This window comes from Luteimonas sp. e5, assembly GCF_054031035.1.
On record NZ_JBSTRX010000002.1, the window covers coordinates 595,915 to 617,647 of the forward strand.

General features: G+C 68.5%; 17 protein-coding genes and 1 riboswitch. Of the genes, 10 read left to right on the top strand and 7 right to left on the bottom strand.

Annotated elements, in window-relative coordinates; genetic code table 11:
• Positions 1–52 precede the first annotated feature (52 nt).
• Positions 53–1,498: an adenosylhomocysteinase gene (gene ahcY / locus ACW11F_RS08235; protein WP_456996368.1), complete on the bottom strand. Its 1,446-nt coding sequence runs from the start codon at positions 1,496–1,498 to the stop codon at positions 53–55.
• A gap of 39 nt (positions 1,499–1,537) precedes the next feature.
• Positions 1,538–1,629: riboswitch (S-adenosyl-L-homocysteine riboswitch) on the bottom strand.
• Positions 1,630–1,760: 131 nt separating this feature from the next.
• Between ahcY and ACW11F_RS08240 the strand changes: the two genes are divergently transcribed.
• Complete coding sequence (locus ACW11F_RS08240; protein WP_456996369.1) at positions 1,761–2,348, top strand: ECF-type sigma factor; 588 nt, start codon at positions 1,761–1,763, stop codon at positions 2,346–2,348.
• Positions 2,345–5,332, top strand: a complete 2,988-nt coding sequence (locus ACW11F_RS08245) for a protein kinase domain-containing protein (protein ID WP_456996370.1) — start codon at positions 2,345–2,347, stop codon at positions 5,330–5,332. Before ACW11F_RS08240 ends, ACW11F_RS08245 begins: the two co-directional genes overlap by 4 nt.
• A 142-nt stretch (positions 5,333–5,474) precedes the next feature.
• On the opposite strand, the gene ACW11F_RS08250 is transcribed toward ACW11F_RS08245, so the two are convergent.
• From ACW11F_RS08250 to ACW11F_RS08270, 5 genes are all read right to left on the bottom strand, one after another.
• Entirely contained in the window at positions 5,475–6,035 is a 561-nt protein-coding gene (locus tag ACW11F_RS08250) for a hypothetical protein (RefSeq protein ID WP_456996371.1), read from the bottom strand.
• 85 nt (positions 6,036–6,120) lie between these two features.
• Positions 6,121–6,729, bottom strand: a complete 609-nt coding sequence (locus ACW11F_RS08255; RefSeq protein ID WP_456996372.1) for a hypothetical protein — start codon at positions 6,727–6,729, stop codon at positions 6,121–6,123.
• Positions 6,726–7,235 carry a hypothetical protein gene (locus ACW11F_RS08260; RefSeq protein WP_456996373.1) on the bottom strand — a complete coding sequence of 170 codons (510 nt, stop codon included), beginning with the start codon at positions 7,233–7,235 and terminating at the stop codon, positions 6,726–6,728. Before ACW11F_RS08260 ends, ACW11F_RS08255 begins: the two co-directional genes overlap by 4 nt.
• Positions 7,236–7,257: 22 nt before the next feature.
• Entirely contained in the window at positions 7,258–7,935 is a 678-nt protein-coding gene (locus ACW11F_RS08265) for a hypothetical protein (RefSeq protein WP_456996374.1), read from the bottom strand.
• A 30-nt stretch (positions 7,936–7,965) separates the two neighbouring features.
• Positions 7,966–8,439, bottom strand: a complete 474-nt coding sequence (locus tag ACW11F_RS08270) for a DUF2628 domain-containing protein (protein WP_456996375.1) — start codon at positions 8,437–8,439, stop codon at positions 7,966–7,968.
• Between the two features lie 353 nt (positions 8,440–8,792).
• On the opposite strand from ACW11F_RS08270, the gene ACW11F_RS08275 reads away from it, so the two are divergent.
• Entirely contained in the window at positions 8,793–11,234 is a 2,442-nt protein-coding gene (locus ACW11F_RS08275; protein ID WP_456996376.1) for a prolyl oligopeptidase family serine peptidase, read from the top strand.
• 148 nt (positions 11,235–11,382) lie between these two features.
• A complete protein-coding gene (locus tag ACW11F_RS08280) occupies positions 11,383–12,888 on the top strand; it encodes a DUF6923 family protein (protein ID WP_456996377.1) in 1,506 nt (501 codons plus the stop codon).
• Between the two features lie 72 nt (positions 12,889–12,960).
• On the opposite strand, the gene metK is transcribed toward ACW11F_RS08280, so the two are convergent.
• On the bottom strand, positions 12,961–14,178 hold the full coding sequence (gene metK / locus ACW11F_RS08285; RefSeq protein WP_456996378.1) for a methionine adenosyltransferase: 1,218 nt from the start codon (positions 14,176–14,178) through the stop codon (positions 12,961–12,963).
• A 205-nt stretch (positions 14,179–14,383) separates the two neighbouring features.
• On the opposite strand from metK, the gene ACW11F_RS08290 reads away from it, so the two are divergent.
• The 6 genes from ACW11F_RS08290 (at position 14,384) to ACW11F_RS08315 (ending at position 21,724) form a co-directional block, all read left to right on the top strand.
• A complete protein-coding gene (locus ACW11F_RS08290) occupies positions 14,384–16,087 on the top strand; it encodes a GNAT family N-acyltransferase (RefSeq protein WP_456996379.1) in 1,704 nt (567 codons plus the stop codon).
• Positions 16,084–16,911 (top strand): UDP-2,3-diacylglucosamine diphosphatase, encoded by an 828-nt coding sequence (locus tag ACW11F_RS08295; protein WP_456996380.1) that lies wholly within the window; start codon positions 16,084–16,086, stop codon positions 16,909–16,911. Before ACW11F_RS08290 ends, ACW11F_RS08295 begins: the two co-directional genes overlap by 4 nt.
• A 109-nt stretch (positions 16,912–17,020) precedes the next feature.
• Positions 17,021–18,379, top strand: coding sequence for a TolC family protein (locus ACW11F_RS08300; RefSeq protein ID WP_456996381.1), 1,359 nt, complete (start codon positions 17,021–17,023; stop codon positions 18,377–18,379).
• Positions 18,376–19,386 carry an HlyD family secretion protein gene (locus ACW11F_RS08305; protein ID WP_456996382.1) on the top strand — a complete coding sequence of 337 codons (1,011 nt, stop codon included), beginning with the start codon at positions 18,376–18,378 and terminating at the stop codon, positions 19,384–19,386. The genes ACW11F_RS08300 and ACW11F_RS08305 overlap by 4 nt, the downstream gene beginning before the upstream one ends.
• Positions 19,371–20,555, top strand: a complete 1,185-nt coding sequence (locus tag ACW11F_RS08310; protein ID WP_456996383.1) for an ABC transporter permease — start codon at positions 19,371–19,373, stop codon at positions 20,553–20,555. The genes ACW11F_RS08305 and ACW11F_RS08310 overlap by 16 nt, the downstream gene beginning before the upstream one ends.
• Positions 20,552–21,724 (top strand): ABC transporter permease, encoded by a 1,173-nt coding sequence (locus tag ACW11F_RS08315; RefSeq protein ID WP_456996384.1) that lies wholly within the window; start codon positions 20,552–20,554, stop codon positions 21,722–21,724. Before ACW11F_RS08310 ends, ACW11F_RS08315 begins: the two co-directional genes overlap by 4 nt.
• Positions 21,725–21,733: the final 9 nt, after the last annotated feature.

Sequence of the window (21,733 nt, forward strand, 5' to 3'; positions counted from 1 at the left end):
GGGCGCCATGTGGCGCCCGTCGTCGTTCGCATCCCGTGTGTCGGGCAGGCGATCAGTAGCGGTAATGCTCGGCCTTGTACGGGCCGTCGATCGGCACGCCGAGGTAGGCGGCCTGCTCCGGGGTCAGGCGGGTCAGCTTGACGCCGATCTTGTCCAGATGCAGGCGCGCGACTTCCTCGTCCAGCTTCTTCGGCAGGATGTAGACCTTGGATTCATACGTGTCCTTGTTGGCCCACAGGTCGATTTGCGCCAGCGTCTGGTTGGAGAAGCTGTTGCTCATCACGAAGCTCGGATGGCCGGTGGCGCAGCCGAGGTTCACCAGGCGACCTTCAGCCAGCAGGAAGATCTCGTTGCCGGCGTCGAAACGGAACTTGTCCACCTGCGGTTTGATCTCGGTGCGTTCGGCGCCGGAGGCGATCAGCGCATCGACCTGGATCTCGTTGTCGAAGTGGCCGATGTTGCAGACGATGGCCTGATCCTTCATCGCGCGCATGTGCTCAAGCGTGATCACGTCCTTGTTGCCGGTGGTGGTGACGTAAATGTCGCCGCTGCCCAGGGTGTCCTCGACGGTGGCGACCTCGAAGCCTTCCATCGCCGCCTGCAGCGCGCAGATCGGGTCGATCTCGGTGACGATCACGCGCGCACCGTAGGCACGCAGGCTGTGCGCCGAGCCCTTGCCGACATCGCCATAGCCGCAGACCACCGCGACCTTGCCGGCCAGCATCACGTCCATCGCCCGCTTCAGGCCATCGGCCAGCGACTCGCGGCAGCCGTACAGGTTGTCGAACTTGGACTTGGTCACCGAGTCGTTGACGTTGATCGCCGGCACCAGCAGCTTGCCGTCCTGCGCCAGCTGGTACAGGCGCATCACGCCGGTGGTGGTTTCCTCGGACACGCCCTTCCAGTCGCGCACCACGGTGCTCCAGAAGCCGGGGCGTTCCTTCTCCACGCGCTTGAGCAGGTTCTTGATCACCTGTTCCTCGTGGCTGGCCGCCGGCGCATCGACCCAGGAACGGTCGCCCTGTTCCAGCTCGTAGCCCTTGTGGATCAGCAAGGTCACGTCGCCGCCGTCATCGACCACCAGCTGCGGGCCGACGAAGCCGCCCTTGCCATCCGGGAACGACAGCGCGGCCAGGGTGCAGTCCCAGTATTCCTCCAGCGTCTCGCCCTTCCAGGCGAACACCGGCACGCCACTGGCGGCGATCGCCGCGGCGGCGTGGTCCTGGGTGGAGAAGATGTTGCACGAGGCCCAGCGCAGGTCGGCGCCGATGTCCTTCAGGGTTTCGATCAGCACCGCGGTCTGGATCGTCATGTGCAGCGATCCGGTCACGCGCACGCCCTTGAGCGGCGCCTCGGGTGCGTACTTCTTGCGGATCGACATCAGGCCTGGCATCTCGTGCTCGGCGATGTCGATCTCGCGGCGGCCCCAGTCGGCCAGGGAAATGTCGGCGACCTTGTAATCGCCGTCTTCGGAAAAGGTTTTCAGTTGTGCATTCATGACGTGCTCCACGTGCTCCGTTCTGTGCGTCGATGGACGGGTGAACGGGCGCCGTTGCAGTCTTCGCCGAGCCTGGCCGGCAGCGGATGATGGATCATCACTCCGCTGCGGTCGCAGCGCCCCTCGGCAGCCGCCAATTATATCGTGGCCGCGTGTATCCCGCGATGCCGGCCGCGGACGGCGCTGCATGGCGGGCGAGAGGGGGCGGTGCTAGGCTTCATGCTGACACGGCCAAGCGTGGCTGGTTGCCTGCAAGCGTGTGATGAGCACCCCGGAAGAACTCGATGTCCGCGCCTGCCTGGAAGCGGCGCTCGACCATGAGGCCGACAGCCTGGCCAGCCTGATGACCCAGCTGCAGCAGGAGTTGCGCCAGATCGCGCGCCGCCAGCGTCGCCGCGGCATGGCCGGGGAAACCCTGTCCACCACCGCACTGGTCAATGAGGCCTGGCTCAAGCTGGCCGGGGCGGCCGAGCGCATCGAGCAGATGGATCACCGCCACTTCCTCGCGGTGGCGGCACAGGCCATGCGCTACATCGTGATCAACCATGCGCGCGATCGCGTGGCCGACAAGCGCGGCGGAGGTGCATTGCACGTCACGCTGGATGACGAGCTGGTCAGTGATCCGCAACGGGCCGAAGCCGAGCGCATGATGGAACTGGCCGATGCGCTGGATCGACTCGAGCAGGCACGTCCGCGGCTGGCACAGGTGGTCCACCTGCGTTACTTCGCCGGCTTGACCGAAACCGAGACCGGTGAAGTCCTCGGCATTGATCGCAGCACCGTGCGCCGTGACTGGATCAAGGCGCGTGGCTGGTTGCACAAACGTCTGGATCCGGACACCGGGGCATGAGCACATCGTCATCCGGCACCTGCGACTGGGCGCGACGGGAAGCGCTGCTGGATGCCGTGCTCGACCTGCCGCTGGAGCAACGCGGCGCATTTCTCGACAAGCTGGCGCAGCAGGATGCAGGCGATGCCGAAGTGGTGGCGGCGTGGCTGCGAGGGGTGGAAGAATCCGATGGCCACTGGATCGAAGCGGCCACCGATGGCGCGACGGGGCGTGCCGGCGAGGTGGTCGGGAACTGGCGCGCATTGCGCCTGCTTGGCCGCGGCGGGATGGGCGAGGTCTGGCTCGGCGAGCGTGCCGACGGATTGTTCGACAAGCAGGTGGCGATCAAGTTCATCCGCGATGAACGCCCGGCCTTGCGCGAGGGCATCGAAGCCGAGCGCCGCCTGCTGGCCGCGCTGCGCCATCCCGGCATCGTGCGTTTGCTGGATGCCGGACTGACCGTATCCGGGCAACCGTACCTGGTCACCGATTACATCGAAGGCATGCGCCTGGATGAGTGGCTGCGCAGCCACCAACCCGGCCTGCCGGCGCGTCTGGACTTGCTGCGCCAGATCGCCAGTGCGCTGGCCCATGCTCACGAGCAACTGGTGGTCCACCGCGACATCAAGCCGGGCAATGTGCTGGTGGATGCAGCGGGACGGACGCATCTGCTCGATTTCGGCATCGCGCGCGCGCTCGACCACGAAGACGGCGAAGCCGGCTCGCAGCGCGCGATGATGACGCCGGAATTCGCGGCACCCGAATCACTCGATGGCTCGCGCGTGGGCGTGCGTGCCGACATCCATGGGCTGGGTGCACTGTTGTATTTCCTGCTGTGCGAAAAGCCACCACTGGCCCTGCGCGATCTGCCGCTGAGCGCGGTGCACGAGCGTATCCGCACGCAGGCGCCTGCGCCGTTGCTCGAACGCATGCCCGCGTCGCTGCGCACCGGCGCCTCGTCGCATTGGCTGGCGGATCTGGAAGCCATCGCGCTCAAGGCGATGGCCAAGGACCCCGCCGACCGCTACGGCAGCGTGGAAGCCATGCTGGGCGATCTCAAGGCGGCTGGCGAACAGCGCAGCATCACTGCGCGAAGCCTGGGTCCGGCGGCGCGCGCCTGGCGTTTCGTGTATCGCAATCGTCTGGCGATCGGCATCGGCGTCGTGCTGCTGGCTTCACTGCTTGCGGGTCTTGCCGGCACCTTGTGGCAGGCGCGTCAGGCCGCGCAACAGCGCGACCTGGCGGCGGCTGCGGCAATGCGCGCGGAGGCCGAACGCGGCGCGGCGGTTGCGGTGCGCGACTTCATGGTCGGCGTGTTTTCCGCGGCCAATCCCGAGCATGTGCAGGGCGAGCTGCCGGATGCCGCGCAACTGCTGGCCAGCGGCGTGCGCCGCATCGAGGGCGATCTGGCCGACAAGCCGGCGCAGCAGGCCGAGCTGTTCACCGCGCTGGGGGACAGCTATGCCGGCCTCGGTGAATACGCGCGTGCGGTGGAGCTGACCCGACGCGCCTACGAACTGGCGCTGGCCGCATGGGGCGAGGACGATGCACGCAGTCGACGCACCCTTGCGCGCCTGGCCTATGCCACCTTGCAGCTAGGTGGGCCGTTCGATGCCTTGCGCGGGCAGCTGGAGCGTTCACTGGCCTATCCGCTTCCGCTCGATGAGAGCGACCGGATCGCGTTCGCCGAGGTGCGCGCCAACCTCGGCGGCGTGCTGTTTCGCGTGGGCCAACTGCCCGAGGCCGAGCGCGTGCTGGCGCAAGCGGTGGCCGAGGCGCGTGCACTGGGTGCGTCGGGCGAAACCGCGTTGATCACCGCATTGCACCAGCGCACCATGCTGGACGATGCCAGCGGTCACCGCGAGCAGGCCATCGCCGGTCTGCACGAACTCACCGCCTTGCTGGAACGCCAGCCGGTCGGCTCGGTGGCCAATCGCCAGGTGGCGTTGCAGAACCTGGCGACCCTGCTTGGCCAGGCCGGTCGCGGTGACGAGGCCGAACAGATCCTGATCAAGCTGCGCGATGCCAACAGCGCGATGTACGGTGCGAGCCATCCGGCCACCATTGCCAGCAATGTGCAGCTGGGCCGCGCGTTGTTGCGACGCGGGCAGAATGCGCAGGCACGCTCGCTGCTGGAACAGATGCTGGCGCTGGCCGTGCGCGCGCATGGCGAAGACAGTGAATCGGCCGCCTTCGCGCGGATCAACCTGGCGGCGCTGGAATTGGCCGAGGATCGCCATGCGGTGGCGATCGGATTGATCGAGGCGGTGTATCGCCATGCCGTGGCGCACGATGGCGTGCACGGCCCGCGCGCCCTGATGATGTTGCAGAACCTCGCGCGCACGCGCATCGATGCCGGCGACCTGGCAGGGGCCGAGCGCGATCTGCAGGCGCTCGAGCACGCGCTGGATGCCAGTGGTTCACCGCCAATGGCCGAGCCGCTGGCCTTGCAGGGCACCCTGGCGCGCCTGCGCGGCCAACCCGCACAGGCGCGGGCGTTGCACCGGCAGGCGCTGGACATGCTGGCGCAGCGGGGTGACACGTCCAGCCTGGACGTGCAGGACTACCGGCTGCTGCTGGCCGAAGATGCACGAGACCTGGGCGAGTTCGACGTCGCACGTGCGCATGTGCAGGACGCACTGAAGGGCCTGGCGGCGCTGGATCCTTCCTCCACTGCCAGCCAGAGCGGCGGTGCGCACTACCTGCTGGCACAACTGGACGTGCTGCAGGGGCGCTGCAGCGCCAGTGCACACGACGCGTTGGCGACCTATCGCACGCAGTTGCTGGCCCCGTTCACGCATGTCGAACCACCTGCGGCAGCGCGCTTGCGGGTGGCGACCGTGGATCTGTATCAGGCCCGTTGCCGGGTGCTACTGGAACCCGGTGATGCGCAGGCTCGCCGTGGTGCGCAGGCGCTGGCGCGGCGCATGCTCGCCATGCCCGGTGCCGAAGCCCACGCGCTGCGGCTGGCGCGGACCATGCTGGCGGGCTCGGGCGCGTCCTGAACCCGCGGACACTCTCCCTGAGCCATCACCCGGGTCGGGCCGCCACCTGCAGAGGCGGCGAGTGCTGGCCGGCACCGTGCCGCTGCGCGCCTGACGCCGCGAAGCAAGGACGGCCCGAAGCTGTCACGCTCCGCTTGAAGCCTCACCGGGGGTCGGCGATATCAAGCACGGAAAACATGGTCCGCCAATTGCCCCGTGCCTTGCGCACGAGGTTCGAGAAAAACGCAATCAGCTCACCGGCCGTTCTTTCGCGGTCGACATCATCGCCGGCATTTCCGTTCATGGCGTCGATCTTGAGTTCGACTTCCTCCAGATCACCCGCCACCCATCCACCTGACGACGCCAGCAGGTATTGCAAGTGATAGGGAATCTCGAAATCGATGGTCGGGGTTCCGTTGGCCAGAGCGGTTTTCAGCTTGCGCATCTGTTGCGCAAGAAGCTGCAGATCGAAGCTCCTTTCCGCCTCCTCGGAGCACAGCTCCGAGCCGTATTGCGCGATCTCAGCCCAGTATTCCGTGTCATGGGAGCCATCCATCTGCTCCATGTGCCGACTGGCAAACGTGGTGATCTGTTCAAGGTCCGCAGTCAGCGGCGACAACACGAGGTCGGAGCCATAGTCGAATCCGAAATAATGCGTTGTTCCATCGACACGAATCTGCTCGATGCCGCCCACATGGCCATATCTTCCATCAAGAGCATCCATGGCTTTTCCTTCGAGTTGTTGAAGATTGCCGTGCGGCATGCCACATCAGCCGCATCGGGCGCGGGTGCCGCCATCCCTGGCAGCGTCATCCACGCTCCTGTGCATCGATCACCCGGCCGCAGCCGCTGCTGTCCAAGTGCAGGCATTCGCCCAGGAAAGAGGCGAAATCATCCGCATGCACCCAGGCCAGCCCCAGCGCGTCATCCATGAGTGCATCGGCCAGTGCGTCGGTGCTCATTGCCGCCGGGTCGCCAAGCTCCATGGCCTTGCAGAAGTCGGCCAGGCTGTTTGCGCCGGCGTGCATTTCATGATCGAGGCTCGCAATGCAGCCGCGTTGGCGTCCGGCGAGGACTTCCACGTACATGGCGCCGTCGTAGCCTTCGCCGATCGGCAGGAACACGCCATGGAACAGGTTGCGCGTGCTGCACAAACGATCGGCCAGCTCGTAATGCGGATCGCGGCTGCGGAAACCGAACAGCACGCGCACGTCGGGATAGCCCGGTTCGGTGGGCGTGCCGTGCAAATAGGCCGAGGCGGCATCGCCCGCCGCATCCAGATGGTCGAATAACAGGCCGTTCTGCGTCTTCAGGAAATCGGCATAGGCATCCGAAAACTCGAACTCCGCCTGCAGCTCGACGACCTCCCCGGCGGGTGGCAGCGGATAGCCGTAGGGGTTGGGAAAGCGGATCTTCATTCTGTGCTCCGTGGTGCAGCCGGTTCGGCTGGCAGGGCGGGGCGCAGGGCGCGCGCCACCGTCAGCAAGGCCCAGCCGTGGAACAGGGCGAGACACAGGCGTGCAATGCCGCCCATGGCCATGCCGGCGATGAATACGCCGGGTTCGCAATCGAGCATTTCCGGGTTCGACAACATCCAGTGTCCGAGCCACACCAGCCCCACGAGTCGCATGGCCACGCACAGCAGCGAGGCCAGGCCGAGCCACAGCCCGACCCGCCTGCCGCGCAACAGCAGCAGGTTGCCGCTGATGCCGGTCAGGGCGACCGCTACGCCGGAAATGCCATCCATCCATGCCTGCACCGCATCCGCACTGCCCGGCTCCAGACCGGGCAGCATCGCCCAGGCCAGCATGGCGCTGACCAGCACCAGAGTGCACAGGAGCAGGTCGATCTTCAGCCAGGCGCGTGCAATGCGCAGCGCCGTGCCGGGTTTAGCGGCGCCGGTCGTGGCGGGAGACGCGTTCATGCCGACGATGGCCGAAGACGAGTCAGTCATGGTGGCCAACGCGGATGTAGCCGTAAGGATTGAAGTAGAGGTCGTCTTCGTCATGGCGCGTGCTGGGGATGGACGGCGCATGCGGTCCGTCGCCACGCAGCAGGCCGTCGATGGCGCGATCCATCGCTTGCACACGCGCCATCTCGTCGCCCACTTCGCGATGGCTCACATCCGGATGGCCGAGCAGGTGCATGCCGCAGGAGTAGAACTCGTCGCCATCCACGATCGGTCTGCGCACCCAGGCCGCGGCCAACGCCCTGCGGTCACCGCCGGAGGCACTCGAGGCCAGCGCCAGCCAACGCGATTTTCCGTGCGCGATCCCGGCGCTTTCGGACTTTGCCGCCAGGCCGCCGGACTGCAGCAAGGCGGATGTCAATGCCAATGCGTCGGCCGATGTTTCCAGCGCGGTTTCCTGCGGCAGTGGCGGGGACAGGATGTAGACGACGGACTCGTGCGCGTCGACCGCAACCCAGTCCTCCGTGAGCATGCTCGGGTCGACACGATCCCGACAGACGTCGAAGGCGCGGGGCATCCTGCCATCGTGCGCCTCCTCCGAATATTCCAGATCCACTTCGAAGCCCTTCCCGAACGAAGCGACGACTTCCTCGGCGTTGCCGAGAAAACCTTGCTCGCCGAGCACGCAAATGACATGGCGTGGCAGCATGTTCATGGCGTCCTCATCGCAGCGTGATCGGGTCGATCAGGACGTTTTCCACGGGTTGGCCGGCAGCCAGCCATTGTCGCCAAGCACCTTGGTGGCGTAGAAATCCCGCGGCGCCGAGTACGCGAAGATGGCAGCGATGAGGAACCGGGTGGCGTTGGCGAGGGTTTCTCCGCCGATGAAGTACAGGATCATCGACAGGATGAACACGGGCGGCACCGTGATCGCGAGCAGCACCAAGCCCTTCTTCCACATGCCCTTGGCGATGTAATAGAGCAAGCCGAAGGCGAACGCCAGGATCATGCTCACCGGCGGCGGCTGCACTTCCTTCAGGCGCAGCTTGCGCTCTTCCGGCGGCAGGTCCTTGAGTGCGGGCGCGCCCAGGCCGCCTGCGTTTTGCAGACCCTTGAAATAGGCTTTCCAGCGGTCGGACACGGCCAGCGCATCGATGTCCACGTGATTGGCGGCAACCGGCGCGGCCGGCAGGATTTCGGGGGTGGTGGAAGTGGTCATCACAGACTCCAACAGTTGAAAGGGCAGGCGATGGGTGGATCGGCGGTGGTTGCCGATCCGCCCGGTTTCAGTACCGCCTGTCCTTCAATTCACGATCGCGCCCCGGAATGCGTCATTTTTTCGTCCGGCGTCGTTCGCCGCACAGGGCCGGGCAGGACGCCGCGGATTCGCCATGTTCAGACAGGCGCGGCGCCCGCCCGTGGCCGGCGGCCAGCGGCCGATGCGATTCGGTCCACGCGCAAGAAGGTGTCCGCGCAAAATGCGCGCCGTGCGGGGTGGGGCATGACTTCCGGCCCCCGCAGCGGTGGCGTGCCTGTGGCAGGCTGATGATTGCGATTTCGAGGAGACGCCCGATGCGCCTGCCCCTGCTTGCCGGCCTGTTGCTGGCCTTCGCGCCGCTGTTCAGCCATGCGCAAACCGCCTACCGCACGCCGCCGCCGGAGTTGAAAGCGATTGCCGATGCGCCGCGCGCGCCGCAGCTGAGCCTGAGCCCGCAACGCGACCTGCTGGCGCTGATCGCGCAGCCGGGCCTGCCGGGCATCGAGGTGGTCGCGCAGGAGGAACTGAAGCTCGGCGGCACCCGCATCCATCCGCGTTCGTTCTCGTCCAGCCAGTTCGTGTTCGGCGATGACCTCAAGCTGCTGGAAGTCGCCGGTGGCCGCGAACTGGGCATCGACGGCCTGCCCACGCCGCTGTCGATCGCCAGCAGCGCGTGGTCGCCGGACCAGCGTTATCTCGCCTTCAATCAGGTCGAGCCGGCCAAGGGCGTCAACAGCCTGTGGCTGGTGGATGTCGGCGCACGCAAGGCGCGGCAGCTGACCACGCGCGCGCTGAACACGGTGACCGATCGCGGCTACCAGTGGCTGCCCGACAGCCGCGGCCTGCTGGTCAGCCTGCGCCCGGCCGATGCCGGCGCGTTGCCGGTCGGCGATGGCGTGCCGGCCGGCCCCAATATCCAGCAGTCCGCCGGCAGCGGCGCGGTGCGCAGCCTGCGCACCTATCAGGACCTGCTGTCCAGCCCGCTGGATGCACGCCGTTTCGAATACCTGGTGCGCAACCAGCCGGCGCTGGTCGGCATCGACGGCGCGGTGCGTGAAATCGGCACGGCCGATGCCTTCATCCGCCTCAGCGTGTCGCCGGATGGCCGGCATATCCTCAGCGAGCGCATCATCACGCCGTATTCGTATTCGGTGCCGTACCGCATGTTCCCGCGGGTGATCGAAGTGCGCGACCTGCAGGGCCGGGTGCGGCATACCGTGGCCAGCCTGCCGCTGGTCGAAGGGCTGCCGACCGGCAACGACGCGGTGCCCGAGGGCGTGCGCAACGTCGCCTGGCGCCACGACGCGCCGGCCACCCTGGTCTGGGCCGAGGCCGCCGATGGCGGCGACCCGGCACGTGCGGCCGAGGTGCGCGACATCGTCTACATGCAGGCGGCGCCGTTCCGCGCCCAGCCGCAGGTGCTGGCGCGGCTGGGCAGCCGCTTCCGCGGCATCCACTGGGGCCGCGGCGACCTGGCCATCCTCAACGAGTTCTGGTGGCGCGACCGCCATCAGAAGCAGTGGCTGATCCAGCCCGATGCGCCGCAGGCCGCGCCACGGCTGATGCATGAAGGCTCGGTGCAGGACCGCTACAACGACCCCGGCACGCCGGTGATGGTGGCCGATGCCGCGGGCAATGCGCGGCTGCTGACCAGTGCCGATGGCGGCAGCATCTATCGCATCGGCGCCGGTGCCTCGGACGAGGGCGATCGCCCGTTCCTGGATCGGCAATCGCTGCAGTCGCTGCAGGCGACCCGCCTGTTCCGCTCCAGTGGCGAGATGTACGAGATGCCGGTGGCACTGCTGGATGCCGAGGGCAGCCGCATCCTGACCATGCACGAGTCGCCGCGCTCGCCACCCAATGTGCACCTGCGCAGCACCGGCAGCGATGACGCGCCGGTGGCGCTGACCCGCTTCCCGCATCCCACCCCGCAGTTGCAGGAGGTGAGCAAGGAGCTGATCCGCTACAAGCGCGATGACGGCGTTGATCTGACCGCCACCCTGTACCTGCCACCAGGCCACGACCCCAAGCGCGACGGCCCGCTGCCGCTGCTGATGTGGGCCTACCCGCGCGAGTTCCGCAGCGCCGGCGATGCCAGCCAGGTCACCGGCTCGCCGTGGCGCTTCAACGCGATCAGCTACTGGGGCCCGCTGCCGTGGCTGGCGATGGGCTATGCGGTGCTGGACAACCCGACCATGCCGATCATCGGCGAGGGCGATGCCGAACCCAATGACACCTATGTGCGCCAGCTGGCGGCCGGCGCGCAGGCCGCGGTCGATGAAGTGGTGCGCCGCGGTGTTGCCGACCGCGACCGAATCGCCGTCGGCGGGCACAGCTATGGCGCCTTCATGACCGCCAACCTGCTCGCGCATACGCGCCTGTTCCGTGCCGGCATCGCCCGCAGCGGCGCCTACAACCGCACCCTGACCCCGTTCGGCTTCCAGGCCGAGGAACGCAACTTCTGGCAGGCCGCCGACACCTATGCCGCGATGTCGCCGTTCAACCACGCGGACAAGATCAAGGCACCGCTGCTGCTGATCCACGGCGAGCAGGACAACAACTCCGGCACCTTCCCGGTGCAGTCCGAACGCATGTACGCGGCCGTCGCCGGCCTCGGCGGCACCGTGCGCCTGGTGATGCTGCCCAACGAATCGCACGGCTACCGCGCCCGCGAATCGATCTACCACATGCTGGCCGAAAGCAACGACTGGCTGCAGCAGCACCTGAAGCCGCAGGCGGAGCCGCCGGCGCGATGAGCGGCGTTCGACCGGGCCGGAGGTGCAGGTCTGCGCGCCGGCCCGGCGTCGGGGGCGGCGTTTGCCTGTGTCGCACTAAAAGCGGGAGCTGCGTCACATCCTGACGCCGACTTGCCTATAATTCGATCATCCGATCCGGGGCAGGACGATGAACAAACGCATGGTGGCGGCAGTGTTGGGGGCGGCGGCTGCGGTATTGGCCTTGCCGGTGGCGGCGCAAACGTCGCTGGGCAGTTGCCCGGCGGATGCCTTCATCACTCGCGGCGCCGGCAGTACGCCCACCAGCCTGTACACGCTGGATCTCGCCACCGGCGCGATGACCGTGCAGGGGCCGCCGGATCCGGACATGGCACAGGTCAACGGCATCGGCTTCCGCAGCCAGGACGGGTTCATCTGGGGCTGGAATTGGGGAGTTAACCGTCTTGCGCGAGTCGGGCAAGGCGGTGTGACTGTTCTGCTTTCTTCGTTCCCCGCAAATATGCCAGCAAATGCAAGTCCGGACTTTTACGCGGCGGATATCCAGCCAAGTACGGGCTATTACGTGGGTCATGATGGTGGCAGTTGGCTCTACCGGCTCAACGTCGATACCAATGCCTTCGTGGACCGTGTCAACGTAGGCAGCGCGCTGGCGGATACCACCGATCTTGCCTTCAGCCCGATCGACGGCATGATCTACAGCGTCAACAGCACTGGTGGCGACCTGATCCGTGTCAATCCGGCCACCGGTGCAAGCCAGGTGGTGGCAGCGGGTCTGCTGCCGACCGGCGAAACCACCGGCGGCGGTTTCGGCGGCTTGTTCTTCGACAGCCAGGGCACCCTGTATGCCTACAAGTCCGGCAGTGGCGGTGCGTTCGGCTATGTCTATCGTGTGTTCAATCCACATACGGCAAGCCCCAGTTACGACCGTCTCGCCCAGACGCCGACCGCCAGCCGACTCGATGGCGCACGCTGCCCCAATGCGCCGCCGCAAGGTGCGCCGGCCATCATTCTCAACAAGCTGACCCACGGCCAGGCGGGCGGCCCGTTCGACTTCACCCTCAGCAACACCGTGCATACCAGCGGCAGCGTCAGCACCACCACGGCGGGGACTGCCGCTCAGGTCGATGGTGACACCACGCGCACCGGGCTGCAGCCGTTCACCGTGCTCAATGCCAATCTTGGCCAGCCGGTGCAAATCACCGAATCCACCCTGCCGATGGGCTGGAGGCTGAGTGCGATGAGCTGCACACTGAATGGCGCGCCGGTCGGCAGCGCGGACATGGCCAATCGCCGTTTCACCCTGCCAGGCAGCGTCATCGCCACCGGCAACAGCTTCGTGTGCACCTTCGAGAACAGCCGCCTTGAGGCCGACCTGAGCGTGGCCAAGACCGCCACGCCGACCGGGCCGGTGGCGTTGGGTGCGCCCATCCAGTACCAGCTCGTCGTCACCAACCACGGGCCCGACCCGGTCACCGGCGCGGTGCTCACCGACACCCCGGACGCGACCTCGGGCCTGTCCTGCGCCGACAGCGCGCCGGTCAGCTGCACGGGGACGCCGGCCAGCAGTTGCCCGGCCGGCCCGCTGACCTTGGGCCAGTTGAAGGCCGGCCTGACCCTGCCGACGCTCGGCAACGGCGCCAGCGCCACCTTCGGCTTCACCTGCCAGGCGCAGTAAGCCGCCAGCGTGAAATGAAACGGGCCGCGCGATGCGGCCCGTTTTCATTGCAGTCGACGAAGGTGCCGCGGCTTACTTCAGCTTCGCCGCCTTGCGCAGTTCCTCGGCCTTGTCGGTCTTTTCCCAGCTGAAGGCAGTGGCGGTCTGCTTCTTGCCGGCGCCGTCGGTGTAGCTGATCGCCTTGGGCTTGCGGCCGAAGTGGCCGTAGCTGGCCGTGGGCTGGTAGATGGGATGCTCCAGGTCCAGCATGCGCGTAAGCCCGTACGGGCGCAGGTCGAAGTGGGCGCGGATCAGTTTTTCGATAAGGGCGTCGGTCACCTTGCCGGTGCCGAAGGTTGTGACCGAGATGCTGGTCGGTTCGGCCACGCCGATGGCGTAGGACAGCTGCACCTCGCACTTGTCGGCAAGGCCCGCGGCGACGATGTTCTTGGCCACGTAACGGGCGGCGTACGCCGCGCTGCGGTCCACCTTGGAGGGGTCCTTGCCGGAGAACGCGCCGCCACCGTGGCGGGCCATGCCGCCGTAGGTATCGACGATGATCTTGCGTCCGGTCAGGCCGCAGTCGCCCACCGGCCCGCCGATCACGAACTTGCCGGTCGGGTTGATGTGCACCTTGTTCTTCGGCAGCGACTCCAGCCACTTCTTCGGCAGCACCGGCTTGAGGATCTGCTCGCGCACCGCCTCGATCAGGTCCTTCTGCTTGATGCCGGGGTCGTGCTGGGTGGACAGCACCACCGCGTCCAGGCCGAGGATGCTGTTGCCATCGTCGCTGTAGCGCAGGGTCACCTGGCTCTTGGCGTCCGGGCGCAGCCACTTCAGCTTGCCGGACTTGCGCACCTTGGCCTGCTGCTCGACCAAGCGGTGGCTGTAGTAGATCGGCGCGGGCATGTATTCCGGCGCCTCGTTGCAGGCATAGCCGAACATCAGGCCCTGATCGCCGGCACCTTGTTCCTCGGGCTTCTTGCGGTCCACGCCCTGGTTGATGTCCGGCGACTGCTTGCCAAGCATGTTGATGATGGCGCAGGTGTGGCCATCGAAGCCGACGTCGGAGTTGTCGTAGCCGATGCCGTTGATGACCTTGCGCGCCAGCGCCTCGATGTCCACCCAGGCGCTGGTGGTGACCTCGCCGGCGACGATCGCCGCGCCGGTCTTGACCATGGTTTCGCAGGCCACGCGGGCGCGCTTGTCCTGCGCCAGGATGGCGTCCAGCACGGCGTCGGAAATCTGGTCCGCGATCTTGTCCGGGTGGCCTTCGGACACCGATTCGGAGGTGAACAGGTAGCTGGACATGGGCTTTATCCCTTGATTCGGATGAAAAGATAGGGTGCGCATGATACCGCCTCGCCGTCGCGTGTGCAGATGAGCCGGGCGGCAGCCGCCAACGATCGTTAAGCCGCGGTTGTCGCGCACCGTCACCGGGTTGCAACCGGATTGCAACCGGGTTGACGCGACCGCGCGGCACTGTGCAGGGCAGGTTCCGCCTCCCGGTGTGCCGATGCTCGAATTGCAAGCCCGTGTCCGGCAGCGTTTTCCGCACTGGTTCCACGGCCCGCGTGCGCGCATTGCCAGGCCCTTGCTGCGCGGGGTGGAAAAGCTGTCGCGGCTGGAGCGGATCGAAGCGTTCCTGCAGGCCGCACCCGAGCGGCGCGGCTTCGACTTCGTGCGTGCCGCGCTCGAACACCTGGATGTGCATTGCCAGGTGGATGCCGAGGCGCTGGCGCGCATCCCGCCGCGCGGCCGCCTGCTGGTGGTGGCCAACCATCCCTCCGGCGCGCTGGATGCGTTCGCCCTGCTTGACGCCATCGGCCGCGTGCGCCGCGACGTGCGCATCGTCGCCAACGACATGCTGTGCGCGATCACCCCGCTGGCCGATCTGCTGCTGCCGTTGCGCGTGTTCGGCGGCGGGGCGGGTGTCGGCTCGTTGCGTGCGATCCGCGCCGCGCTGATGCGCGAGGAATGTGTGGTGGTGTTTCCCGCCGGCGAGGTATCGCGGCTGTCGCCACGCGGCATCCGCGACCGCCGCTGGGAGCCGGGCTTCCTGCGCTTCGCACGCGCCACCGGCACCCCGGTGTTGCCGGTGCACGTGCGTGCGCGCAATTCGGCGCTGTTCTATGGCGCCTCGGCGCTGTTCAAGCCGGCCGGCACGGTGCTGCTGGCGCGCGAGATCTTCGCCCGTGGCGGTCGCCGGATCGAACTGCGCATCGGCACGCCACGCCCGCTGGCCACGCACGCCGACGAGCGGCGCACGCTGCAGGCGCTGCGTGCCGAGCTGTATCGGCTTGGACGCGCCCGCGCAGCGGGGCAGGGTGCGATGCCGCCGCTGGCCGCGGCCGAGCCCGCGGCGCGGGTCGAGGCCGACATCCAGCGCTTGCGACTGCTTGGCCATACCTCCGACGGCAAAGAGATCCGTTGCGGACGGCTGGCGATGGATTCGTCGCTGATGCGCGAGATCGGCCGCCTGCGCGAGCGTACCTTCCGCATGGTGGGCGAGGGCAGCGGGCGCAGCCGCGACATCGACGAATTCGATGCCTGGTACGAGCACATCGTGCTGTGGGATGCGCCGGCGATGCGCATTGCCGGCGCCTACCGCCTTGCACGCGGTGCCGAGGTGCTGGCCGGACGCGGACTGCCCGGCCTGTACACCGCCTCGCTGTTCCATTACCGCGAAGCCGCCGTGCCGCGGCTGGCCGCCGGCATGGAACTGGGGCGCAGCTTCGTCTGCCCCGAGTATTGGCACAGCCGCAGCCTGGACTACCTGTGGCAGGGCATCGGCCTGTATCTGCGCGAACATCCACAGGTGCGCTGGCTGTTCGGCCCGGTGTCGATCAGCGCCGCGCTGCCGGCGGCGGCGCGCGACGCGCTGGTGGCCTATTACAGCCGCTATTTCGGCAGCGAGGATGGCCTTGCGCGTTCGCTGCGGCCGTTCGCCTATTGCGCCACGCCGCCGGACTTCGGCACGCTCGATGCCGACACCGCCTTCGGCGTGCTGCGCGCCAACCTCGCCACGCTCGGCAGCCGGGTGCCCACGCTGTACAAGCAATACACCGAACTGTGCGAACCGGGCGGCGTGCGTTTCCTCGCCTTCGGCGTGGACCCGGACTTCAACAACGCCATCGATGGCCTGATCGAGGTCGATCTGGCGACCCTGCGCGCGGGCAAGCGACGGCGCTATTTCGAAACCGGGGAGGCACGCGCATGAACACGTCCATTGCTTCGCGTCGTCACTGCCGCACGCTGTTCATTTCCGATCTGCACCTGGGCTCGCGGCACTGCCATGCGGCACAACTGGCGGCGTTCCTGCGCGGGGTGTCCTGCCAGCGGCTGTACCTGGTCGGCGACATCGTCGACATGTGGTGGCTGGCACGGCGTCGCGCGCACTGGGACGCGGCGCACAACCAGGTGGTCGAGGCGCTGCACGCACTGCGCCGCGCCGGCACGCACATCATCTACGTGCCCGGCAACCACGACCGCCCGCTGCGCCAGCTGTGCGGACTGATGCTGCCGGCGATGCAGGTGCGTCGCCGTGCCATCCACGTCACCGCCGATGGCCGCCGCCTGCTGGTGGTGCATGGCGATGATTACGACGCCATCACCCACTTCGGCGGCCTGCAGGAGCGTTTCGGCGATTGGCTGTACGAGCGCATCCTGACCTGGAATGCATGGGCCAACCGGTTGCGCGGCCGCTTCGGCCTGCGCTACTGGTCGCTGGCCGAATTCCTCAAGCAGCGCAGCGCCGCGGCGGAAGCCTACATCGCCCGTTTCGTCCAGGCCGGGCTCGAGGATGCGGCCAATCGCGGCCTTGACGGCATCATCTGCGGCCATATCCACCGCCCGGCACTGCTCGAGCGCGATGGCCTGATCTATGCCAACGATGGCGATTGGGTGGAAAGCCTGACCGCGCTGGCCGAGGATGCGGACGGCACGCTGCGCCTGCTCGGTCTGGAGGGCGAGACCCTGGCCGAACTTGCGCCGCGGCCCTGCACGTCTGCTGCCGAACCCGTGGCTCTGGCCGAAGCGGCCTGAGTCGCACCGCCTGACGCTCGCGCGCACGCTTCTTTCCTCACGAGGCCGGCGCTATGCTGGCCCGCGTATGAGGAAAGGACCATCCGCGATGGTGGGCAAGCAGCCGGCAATGAAGAGGCAGGCGCGGCTGCTGGCAGCCTGCCTGTTCCTGGCCGGCAACGCGGTCGCCGCCGATGTGCCGGTGCTGAGTTTCGAGCAGGCGCGCGAACGCCTGGAACAGGTCTCCGACGCGCTCGCCGCGGCCCAGGCCGGGGTACGCAACAAGCAGGACCTGCAGGATGCCAGCCGCTACCTGCGGCTGCCGGAAATCACCGCCGACGTGCGCCGCATGCAGTTCCAGAAGACCCTGCGGCTGCCGCTGGGCTCGCTGGCGCCGGTGGCCGAGGCCTTCGGCATCGAATCGCCGCTGCGCTTCGCCGAGCGCGATTGGCGCACGCGCCCGATTGTCACCGCCAGCATGCCGCTGTACAGCGGTGGACTGATCCCCGCGGCGCAGCAGGCGGCGCAGGCGGCCACCGCGCAGGCGCAGGCCGAGCACGAGGCGCAGCGGCAGTCGCTTGCGTTGCAGCTGGTGCAGGCCTATTTCGGCCAGCAGCTGGCCGAGCAGGCGGTGCAGGTGCGGCGCGAGGTGCGTGACGGCCTGCAGCAGCACCTGGACGATGCACTCAAGCTCGAGCGCGAGGGTTTCGCCAGCCGCGCCCAGCGCCTGCAGGCCAACGTCGCCCGGGACAAGGCCGAGCGCGACTACCAGAAGGCGCGCAACGATCTGGCGACCCTGCAGCAGGCACTGGCCACGCTGCTGCGCAGTGGCGGGGCGGTGCGCACGTCCTCGCCGCTGTTCGTGATCGACGCGCCACTGGGCGCACGTGAGGAGTTCGAGCGCAGCGCGCTGCAGCATCATCCGCAAATCGAGCGCCTGCGCGCGCTCGCCGCGCAGGCCGAACAGGGCGTGCGCGTGCAGCAGGCCAAGCTCAAGCCGCAGGTCTACCTGTTCGGGCAATACGACCTGCACCGCCGCGACGCGCTGCTGAGTGACGCCGACTGGGCGTTCGGCATCGGCCTGCGCTACACCTTGCTGTCGCCGAGCGCGCGGCCGCTGCAGGTCAGCGCCGCACGCGCGCAGCTGGAGCAGGCGCGCTCGGGCGTGAGCGAGGCCGAGAACCAGCTGCGGCTGGGCGTGGGCAAGGCGTGGAACGAGCTGGACACCGCGCGCACCCAGTTCCGCCTGCTCGACAGCAGCATCGCCCAGGCCGAGGAGAACCTGCGCCTGCAGGAGCTGTCCTACCGCGAAGGCCTGGCGACTTCGCTGGACGTGATCGATGCGCGCCTGGCGTTGGGCGGGGCACGGGTGGAGCGGGCGCAGGCCGCCTATCAGTTCGACGTGGCACTGGCGCAGCTGCTGGAAGTGAGCGGGCAGATGGATCGGTTCGACGACTACCGCCGACGGGCGGACAAGGTGCTGGAATGAGCGATTCGCTGGAACCGGGCGTCAGCCCGCGGCATCGCCGCGCGTTCGCCATCGGTGGCGGCCTGCTGCTGGTGCTGGTCGCGCTGGGCCTGTGGCTGGGCCTGCGCCGCCCGGCCGACCAGGTGCAGGGCATGGCCGACGCCGACACCGTCAACGTCGCGGCCAAGGTCACGGCGCGACTGCAGAAGCTGCATGTGCGCGAGGGCGAGCGGGTCGCGGCCGGACAGGTGCTGTTCGAGCTGGACAGCCCGGAAGTCGCCGCCAAGGAGCGCCAGGCCGACGCCGCGGTGGCGGCCGCGCAGGCAGTGGCGGACAAGGCCGAGGAGGGTGCCCGCAGCGAGGACATCCGCGCCGCCGAGGCCAACTGGAGGCGCGCGGTGGCCGGCGCCGAGCTGGCCACGGCCACCTTCCGCCGCGTGGACAACCTGTTCCACGAAGGCGTGGTGACGCGGCAGAAGCGCGACGAGGCGCAGGCGCAGGCGCTCAGTTCCCAGGAGCTGGCGCGCGCGGCGCGTGCGCAATACGACCAGGCGCTGGCCGGCGCGCGCAGCCAGGACAAGGCTGCGGCGCTGGCCCAGGTGCGCCAGGCCGAAGGCGCCAAGGCCGAGGTCGACGCCGCGCGGCAGGAAACGCTGGGCCGTGCGCCGCTGGCCGGCGAGGTGGGCAAGCGCCTGTCCGACATCGGTGAACTGGTGCCGGCCGGCTACCCGGTGTTCACCGTGGTCGACATCGACGCCATGTGGGTGGCGCTGACCCTGCGCGAAGACCAGCTGCACGGGCTCAAGCCGGGCGCGACGCTGCAGGGCACGATTCCCGCGCTGGATGGGCGTGGTGCCGAGTTCGAGGTGTACTTCATCAGCCCGGCCGGCGACTACGCCACCTGGCGCAGCACGCGCCAGTCGTCCGGCTACGATGTGCGCAGCTTCGAGGTGCGGGCGCGGCCACGGCAGCCCATCGACGGCTTCCGCCCGGGCATGAGCGTGCTGTTCGCATGGCCGCAGGGCTGACAACGGGCACGCTGGCCGCCTTCTCTGCTTCGCTGCGACGCGAACTGCGCCACTGGCGCCACGACCGCTGGGAGCTGGCGCTGCTCACGCTGATGCCGCTGCTGCTGATGGCGCTGATGATGTGGCTGTTCTCCGCCTCGGTGTTGCGCCAGGTGCCGGTGGCGCTGGTGGATCTGGACGGCAGCGCGGACAGCCGCGCGCTGGCGCGTGCCATCGACGCCAGCCCGGGCGTGGCGATCGCCAGCCAGCCGGCGTCGCTGGCGCAGGCGCAGGCACAGCTGCGCGCGCTGGAGGTGTTCGCCATCGTGCTGGTGCCGCGCGACATGAGCCGACGCGCCTTGCGTGGCGAGGCCGCGCCGGTGTACGCGTTCTACAACGCCACCTACATGGCGACCGGCCAGTCGGCCGCGCGTGACATCGCCGACGCGGTGGGTGCTTTCAACGCGCGCATGCTGCGCGAGCGGATCGGCCGGCAGACGGGGCCGGCGCGCCTGCGCGCGGCGCCGGTGACGGTGCAGGCCACGGTGCTGCACAACCCGGCACGCAGCTACGAGCTGTTCCTGCTGCCGCTGATCCTGCCCGCGGTGCTTTCGCTGCTGGCCGCGCTGACCGCCGGCGGCGCGGTCGGCCGCGAGCGCCGCGACGGCCGCCTGGCCGAATGGTTGGGCGAGCGCCCCTGGGCCGCCATCGCCGGCAAGCTGAGCCCCCATGTGGCGTTGTTCTCGCTGTATGGCGCGCTGGGGGTGCTGTACGTGGCCTACGCGCGCGGCGACGGCGTGGCCGGCAGCCTGTGGCTGCTGTTGCTGGCGCAGCCGCTGTTCTACCTCGCCAGCTGCAGCTTCGCACTGCTGTTCATGGCGCTCACGCGCGACATGGGCACGGGCCTGTCGCTGGTGGGCTTGAGCATCGGCACCGCGCTGGCGTTTTCCGGCGCCACCTTCCCGGTGATCGAGGCGCCGCTGTTCACCCGCGTGTGGAACGCATTGCTGCCGCTCACCGCCTATGTGCAACTGCAGATGCAGCAGCTGTTCATGGGCACGCCGTGGCCGCTGTCGCTGCGCCCGCTGGGCGTGCTGCTGCTGATGGCGGCGCTGGCCGGTGGCCTCGGCGCGTGGTTGCTGGTGCGCACGGCACGCACCCCCGTCGCTGCGCCGCCGGTGCCGGCATGAGCCGCATCGCCACCAGCTTCCGCGCCACGTTGCAGGCGGTGTTCGCCGATTCAACGGCGCGCGCGGTGATGATCGGCGCGATCCTGCTGTATTCGTTCTTCTACCCGGCGGCGTACCGCCACCAGGTCGCCAGCGACCTGCCGATCGCGGTGGTCGATGCCGACCGCAGTGCCACCAGTCGCGAACTGATCCGGCATGTCGACGCGCTGCGCGCGGTGCGGGTGGTGACGCAGCCGGCGGATCTGGCGCAGGCGCGCGCGCAGCTGGAGGCCGGGCATGTGGACGGCATCGTGCTGATCCCGGCGCGGCTGGAGCGCGACATCCTGCGCGGCGGCAGCGGCCGGCTGGTGCTGCTGGGCAATGGCGCCTACCTGAGCCGCGCCAGCGCCGTCCTCAACGGGCTGGCCGAGGGCATCACCGCCTTCGCCCGCGCGCAGGCGATGCGCCAGACCGCGTTCATGGGGCCGCCGCAAGCCGCGCCGCTGGAGCTGGTGCAGCGGCCGCTGTACAACACCCGCGAGGGCTACGGCAGCAGCGTGGTGCCGGGCGTGGCCGAATTGATCGTGCACCAGACCCTGCTGCTGGGCATCGGCGTGCTGCTGGGCAGCCGCCGCGCGCAGCTGGGCCGGCGCCTGCATTTCGCACCCGTGGTGCTGCTGGGCATGGCCGCGGCATTCGTGCTGATCGCCGTGTGCGGGCTGCTGTACTACGCCGGCTTCACTGCCTGGGCGCAGGACTATCCGCGCGGCGGCAACGTGCCGGGCCTGCTGCTGGCGGTGCTGCTGTTCGCGCTGGCGACGGTGTCGTTCGGCCTGTTCGTCGGCAGCTTCTTCACGACCCGCGAGCGCGCGTTCCAGTACCTCACCGCCGTGTCGATCCCGCTGTTCTTCCTGTCCAACCTGTCGTGGCCGGCGCTGGCCTCGCCGCCGGCGTTGGTGGCGCTGGCCAAGCTGCTGCCGACCACGCCCGGCATCAACGCCATCGTGCGCACCCAGCAGATGGGCGCGCGCCTGCCCGAGATCGGCGGCGAGCTGCTCAACCTGCTGCTGCTGGCGCTGCTGTACGGCGCGCTGGCGCTGTGGCGGTTCCGCGCGCCGCCGCCACGCCACGAGCCCGCGCCGGTGCCGGAGTCGCCTCGCCACGCCGGGGAGGGGCGCCCGGCGGGCTGACATGCTCCT